At 65.5% G+C, this 6,043-nt stretch carries 4 protein-coding genes; all 4 read left to right on the top strand.

Going from position 1 to position 6,043, the window contains the following annotated elements; genetic code table 11:
- The first annotated feature begins 217 nt into the window (after positions 1 to 217).
- Genes EOA22_RS01365 through EOA22_RS01350 form a run of 4 tightly spaced genes read left to right on the top strand, consistent with a single transcriptional unit; the run spans position 218 to position 6,043 of the window.
- Positions 218 to 1,789 carry an NAD(P)/FAD-dependent oxidoreductase gene (locus tag EOA22_RS01365; protein WP_063169954.1) on the top strand — a complete coding sequence of 524 codons (1,572 nt, stop codon included), beginning with the start codon at positions 218 to 220 and terminating at the stop codon, positions 1,787 to 1,789.
- Positions 1,789 to 2,271: a MarR family transcriptional regulator gene (locus tag EOA22_RS01360; protein ID WP_013527967.1), complete on the top strand. Its 483-nt coding sequence runs from the start codon at positions 1,789 to 1,791 to the stop codon at positions 2,269 to 2,271. Before EOA22_RS01365 ends, EOA22_RS01360 begins: the two co-directional genes overlap by 1 nt.
- Positions 2,272 to 2,316: 45 nt before the next feature.
- Positions 2,317 to 4,470 carry an indolepyruvate ferredoxin oxidoreductase subunit alpha gene (locus tag EOA22_RS01355; RefSeq protein ID WP_063169955.1) on the top strand — a complete coding sequence of 718 codons (2,154 nt, stop codon included), beginning with the start codon at positions 2,317 to 2,319 and terminating at the stop codon, positions 4,468 to 4,470.
- Positions 4,463 to 6,043, top strand: a complete 1,581-nt coding sequence (locus tag EOA22_RS01350; RefSeq protein WP_063169956.1) for an indolepyruvate oxidoreductase subunit beta family protein — start codon at positions 4,463 to 4,465, stop codon at positions 6,041 to 6,043. Before EOA22_RS01355 ends, EOA22_RS01350 begins: the two co-directional genes overlap by 8 nt.

Raw genomic sequence — 6,043 nt, 5'->3', positions numbered from 1 at the left:
GCCCCCCTCTGTCCTGCCGGACATCTCCCCCTCAAGGGGGGAGATTGGCCTTCACAATGGTTTTCGCCAATCTGCGACGTTGCAGGATTGAGTGGGGCGCCGAAGCTGCCAATCTCCCCCCAAGAGGGGGAGATGGCCGGCAGGCCAGAGGGGGGCGCCGTAGAGCGCAATTCCACGCGATTGAACTCCACTGCCCGCAAGCAAAGAGCAACCGCCAATGACCGCCCCCGATCACATCATCGTCGGCAGCGGCATCAACGCGCTGGTCTGCGCGGCGATGCTCGGCGGCAAAGGGGCGCGTGTGCTCGTCCTGGAGCGCAACGACCGCATTGGCGGTTGCTTGCGCACCGAGGAGATCACCGCACCCGGCTTCATCCATGATGTGATGGCGACGACCTTCGTGCTGTTCATCACCTCGCCGGCCTTTGCGGCACTGGGCGCCGATCTCGCGCGCCACGGGCTGGAGTTCTGCCACACGGGCACGCCGACGGGCGTGCTGCGGCCGGATGGCAGCCATGCCGTGCTCAGCACCGACCGTGCCGCCAACATCGCCGCCCTCAACGCAATCGCGGCAGGCGACGGTGACCGGCACGCGGATGATGTCGGCGGCATCGAACGCAATGCCGGCCTGCTGTTCGGCTTGCTCGGCGGCAGCCTGTGGTCCTACCCGACAGCGAAGCTGCTTGCCGGTGATGGCTGGCGGCGTGGCCCGCGCGGCCTTGCCGCCTTCCTCGGCGAAGCTCTGGTGCCGGCGCGCGGCTGGCTCGAAAACACCTACCGGTCCGAAACCATCCGCGCGCTGTGGGCACCCTGGGTACTGCATGCCGGGCTTGGACCCGAGGACGCCTTCTCCGGCCAGATCGCCAAGGTGATCGCCTTCGCACTTGAGGCGGCCGGAGCACCGATCGTCAAGGGTGGGGCAAAAAACCTGCTGGCGGCCTTCGAGGCTTTGATTCGGGAACGCGGCGGCGATATCCGCACCGGCGCCGATGTCGCTTCGATCGTTCAAAACAATGGCCGGGCAACCGCCGTGCGGCTGGCCTCGGGCGAGACAATCAATGCCGACAAGAGCGTCATCTGCTCGGTTACGCCAACGCAGCTCTATGGCAGGCTGCTTGGCACGGATGCACCCAAAGCCGATGTCGAGGCGACGCAAAAGTACCGCTACGGCAAAGGCAATTTCCAGATCCACTACGCCTTGGACAAACCGCCCGCATGGCCGGGCGAAGGCTTGGATAAGGTGGCGTTGCTGCACCTCACGCCCGGCCTGGATGGCGTCTCGAAAGCTTGCAACGAGGCGGCGCGCGGCATGCTGCCGGAGGTGCCGACCATCTGCGTCGGCCAGCCGCACGCGCTCGACCCGTCGCGCTGCCCGGAGGGCAAGGCGATCCTGTGGCTGCAACTGCCAGAGGCGCCTCGCCACATCAAGGGCGACGCGGCCGGCAAGCTGCAGGCGCCGGCAGACGGGCAATGGACCGATGTGCTGCGCGAAGCCTATGCCGACCGCATTGAGGCGATCCTCGCCAGCCATATCGAAGGCTTCAAGGACAGCGTCATCGCGCGCCGCGCCTATTCGCCGGCCGATCTGGAGGCGATGAACATCAACCTGGTCGGCGGTGACCCCTATGGCGGTTCCTCGACCATCGACCAGTCTTTCCTGTGGCGGCCGTTCAAGACCAGCCGCAACCATCAGACCGGCATCAAGGGTCTCTACCATATCGGCGCCTCGACCCACCCGGGTGCGGGTCTCGGCGGCGGTTCCGGCTTTCTCCTGGCGGGGAGGCTGTGATGGAAGAGAAGGTCGCGGAAAAGCGCCAGCGCATTTCGACCCTGGGGCAGATCGGGCTGCAGCAATTCGCGCCCTATCTGATGAACCGCATCATGGGCCGCTACAACGCCACCTTGCGCGACGATTTCCGCAAGCAGGGCCTGACCATCCCGCAGGTCCGCACGCTCGCCGTGCTGTCGGTCACCGACGGTATCACCGTCAACGACCTCTCGGTCTATACGGTCATCGAGCAATCGACCTTGAGCCGGACCCTCGATACGCTGGAGGGCCAGGGTCTGGTGCGACGCGAGCAGGGTGTCACCGACAGCCGAATCCGCCATGTGTTCCTGACCGACGAGGGCCGCGCCGAGTTCACCCGCGCCTGGCCGGCCATGCACGACGCGTTCGAAGCGATGTTCGACGACATCGACGATGCCGAATATTCCGCGCTCATCGCCACGCTTTTGAAGATGCTGAAGAACATTCGCAAGCACGACATCTAGACCTACGCGCCGCCAGCGCTGGCGGTAACGGAAGGGAGAAAAAGAATGGCCGAACGGTCTTTTGCCAGGGAAGTCGAAAAACTCAGGCTCGGTGCCGGCGAGGAGTTTGCCGGCGAAGGCATTCTCGCCATCACCAAGGCGCTGCTGCAATGCGGCGTCGGCTATGTCGGCGGCTATCAGGGCGCGCCGATCAGTCACCTGATGGACGTGCTGGCCGACGCGCAGGACATTCTGGGCGAGCTCGGCGTGCATTTCGAAGCCAGCGCCTCGGAAGCCACTGCCACCGCCATGCTGGCGGCGTCAGTGCATTATCCCATTCGCGGTGCGGCGACCTTCAAGTCGACCGTCGGCACCAATGTTGCCTCCGACGCGCTGGCCAATCTCGCCTCCGGCGGCGTCACCGGCGGCGCGCTGATCATCGTCGGCGAAGACTATGGCGAGGGCTCCTCGATCATGCAGGAGCGCAGCCATGCCTTCGCCATGAAAAGCCAGGTGTGGCTGCTCGACCCGCGACCCAATCTGCCATCGATCGTCAAGGCGGTGGAGGATGGTTTCGAGCTGTCGGAGATTTCCAACACGCCGGTCATGCTGCAGGTGCGCATCCGCTGCTGCCACGTGCATGGCCATTTCATCGCCAAGGACAACAAGCGGCCGCCGATGACGGTCGCCGATGCCCTCGACGCGCCGCGCCGCGACACCGGCCGCATCGTGCTGCCGCCCGCCTCCTTCCTGCATGAGAAGGAGAAGGTGCAGAAACGCTGGCCGGCGGCGGTCGACTTCATCGCCAAGAACAAGATCAACGAGTTCTTCGGCTCGGACCATGGCTCGGTCGGCATCGTCATGCAGGGCGGCATGTACAATTCGGTCATCCGCGCGCTGCAGCGGCTCGGCCTTGCCGACACCTATGGCGACACCGACGTGCCGCTCTATGTGCTCAATGCCGTCTATCCCTTGATCGACGACGAGTTCCTGTCGTTCTGCGAGGGCAAGCAGTCGGTGCTGGTCGTCGAGGAAGGCCAGCCCAACTACATCGAACAGGCCTTTGCTTCGATGCTGCACAAGGCCGGTCGAGGCACCAGGCTGGTTGGCAAGGAGCATCTGCCGATGGCCGGCGAATATACCGGCCAGGTCATGCTCGACGGCATCGGCGCCTTCCTGCGCGCCGAGGCGCCGCATCTGCTGCCGGGCGAGGTGCGCGCGCCCAACAAGGTCGGCGACGGCGTTGATGCAGCCGACCTCATCAATGTCGTGCCGGGCCGTCCGCCGGGCTTCTGCATCGGCTGCCCGGAACGGCCGATCTTTGCCGCGACAAAACTGGTCGAGCAGGAGCTCGGCAAGCATCACATCGCCTCCGACATCGGCTGCCATCTGTTCTCGATCATGCCGCCTTTCGAGCTCGGCGCCACCACCATGGGCTACGGGCTGGGCCCGGCCTCCGCCTCGGCCTTCAATTCGCCTGATGCCAAGCGGCGGTCCATCTCCTTCGTCGGCGACGGCGGCTTCTGGCACAACGGCCTGACCTCCTCAATTGGCAACGCGGTGTTCAACAAGAACGACGGCGTCATCGTCATCGTCGATAATTTTTACTCGGCCGCCACCGGCGGCCAGGACATCCTCTCATCCCGCGCCGGCAACAAGACCAAGTCGACGAAGCATCCGATCACCGAGGCGGTCAAAGGCATGGGCGTCAAATGGCTGCGCCATGTCGACCGCACCTATGACGTGACCAAGATGCAGGACACGCTACGCGAGGCGCTGACGACGGAGGAGAAGGGGCCGAAAGTCATCGTCGCCTCGTCCGAATGCATGCTCAACCGCCAGCGCCGCGAAAAGCCGCTGGTCGACAAGGCGATCAAGGGCGGGACCCGTGTCGTGAAACCGAAGTTCGGCGTGGATGAGGACATCTGTACCGGTGACCATGCCTGCATGCGGCTGTCCGGCTGCCCATCGCTGTCGGTCAAGTCGCTCGACGATCTTTTGCGCGACGATCCGGTCGCGCATATCGACCAGAGTTGCGTCGGTTGCGGCAATTGCGGCGAGGTCGCCGATGCGGCGGTGCTCTGCCCGTCCTTCTATCGCGCCGACGTCGTCCACAATCCAAGCCGCTGGGATCGCTTCCTGGAAGCGGCGCGCCGCGCCACCATCAGCCTGTTGCAGCGTCGCCGCGAAAGCCGGCGCCTGACTTTCGCCGATGCTTGACGCCGTCCCCCCACTTCGCGCCCACGCCAGCGCTCAGGATGGTGAGCGTGTCATCAAGCTCGCCGTGCTGGCGGTCGGCGGCCAGGGCGGCGGCGTGCTCGCCGATTGGATTACCGATGTCGCCGAGCGCAACGGCTATGTCGCGCAGTCGACCTCGGTCGCCGGCGTCGCCCAGCGTACCGGCGCCACCATCTACTATGTCGAGATGGCCCGCGACACCGGCCGGCTGCCGGTCTTTGCGCTGTCGCCCTCGCAAGGCGACGTCGACATACTGATCGCGGCGGAGTTGATGGAAGCCGGCCGCGCCATCATTCGCGGCTTCGTCACGCCCGAGCGCACCACGCTGATCGCCTCCTCGCACCGCATCGCCGCCGTGTCGGAAAAGATCGAGCCGGGCGACGGCCGCGCCTCGTCGTCCAAGGTGCATGCAACGGCGGAGGCCGCATCGAAGCGCTTCATCGCCTTCGACATGGAGAAGATCGCCGCCGACAATGGCTCGATGATCTCGGCCAGCCTGCTTGGCGCGCTGGCGGGGTCGGACGCGCTGCCGTTCACGCGCGAAAGCTACGAGCAGGCGATCGGCGCGGGTGGTCGGGGCGTCAAGGCCAGCCTTGCTGCCTTCGGTGCCGCGTTTGATCGTGCGCGCGGCACGGCAGCACCGGCGCCTAGGCCGGCCGAGCCAGCGATCGTCGAATCTGCCCTGGGCGCCGGACAGGTGAGTGGCCCGCGAAACCTGCTGCAAGGCTGGCAGGCCTTGGCTGCCCGCATCGATCTGTTGCCGGTGGCCGTGCGCGATATGGCGCTTCGAGGCTTGAGAAAGGTCGTCGACTATCAGGACATCGCCTATGGGCGCGACTATCTCGACCGGTTGGACAAGGCCGTCGCGCTGGACGGGCCGATTCAGGGCTACGGCTTGTCCATCGCTGCCGCCAAGCATCTGGCCAACGCGCTGTGCTACGACGACATGATCCGCGTCGCCGATCTCAAGACACGTTCGACGCGCGACAAACGCGTGCGCCGCGAGGTCGGCGTCAAGGATGGCTCGATCCTGCAGGTGACCGAATATTTCCATCCGCGCATCGAGGAGTTCTGCGGCACGCTGCCGGCGGGTCTGGGCAGCTACATCGAAAACCGGCCGAAGCTCGCCGCCTTTCTCGATCGTCGCATCAATCATGGCCGCCGCATCCGCACCGACAGTTTTGCCGGCTTTGCCGCTCTGTGGTTCATCGGCGGCCTGCGTCGCTGGCGCCGCAGCCTGCTGCGCCACAAGGTCGAGGTCGCTCATCTCGATGGCTGGTACGCGCTGGCGCTCGACCATGTGCCCCAGGATTACGCACTGGCCGTCGAAATCCTCAACTGCCGCCGGCTGATCAAGGGCTACAGCGACACCCATGTCCGGGCGCAGTCGAAATTCGACCGGGTGCTGTCCGCGCTCGACATGGTCAAGGGCCGCACCGACGCCGCCGACTGGATCCGCCGCCTGCGCGAGATCGCGCTGAAGGACGAGAAGGGCGACATGCTGGACGGTGCGCTGAAGACCGTGGCGACGCTGGGGCCGGATACGATAGACTGA

The organism is Mesorhizobium sp. M7A.F.Ca.US.014.04.1.1 (assembly GCF_003998745.1).
Taxonomy (GTDB): Bacteria; Pseudomonadota; Alphaproteobacteria; order Rhizobiales; family Rhizobiaceae; genus Mesorhizobium; species Mesorhizobium ciceri.
This window is presented reverse-complemented; position numbering and strand designations above follow the sequence as displayed.

What these genes read in the sequence shown, in the direction of transcription:
- EOA22_RS01360 (WP_013527967.1), top strand. Translation starts at nt 1,789, where the DNA reads ATGGAAGAGAAGGTCGCGGAAAAGCGCCAGCGCATTTCGACCCTGGGG.
- EOA22_RS01355 (WP_063169955.1), top strand. Translation starts at nt 2,317, where the DNA reads ATGGCCGAACGGTCTTTTGCCAGGGAAGTCGAAAAACTCAGGCTCGGT.
- EOA22_RS01350 (WP_063169956.1), top strand. Translation starts at nt 4,463, where the DNA reads ATGCTTGACGCCGTCCCCCCACTTCGCGCCCACGCCAGCGCTCAGGAT.
- EOA22_RS01365 (WP_063169954.1), top strand. Translation starts at nt 218, where the DNA reads ATGACCGCCCCCGATCACATCATCGTCGGCAGCGGCATCAACGCGCTG.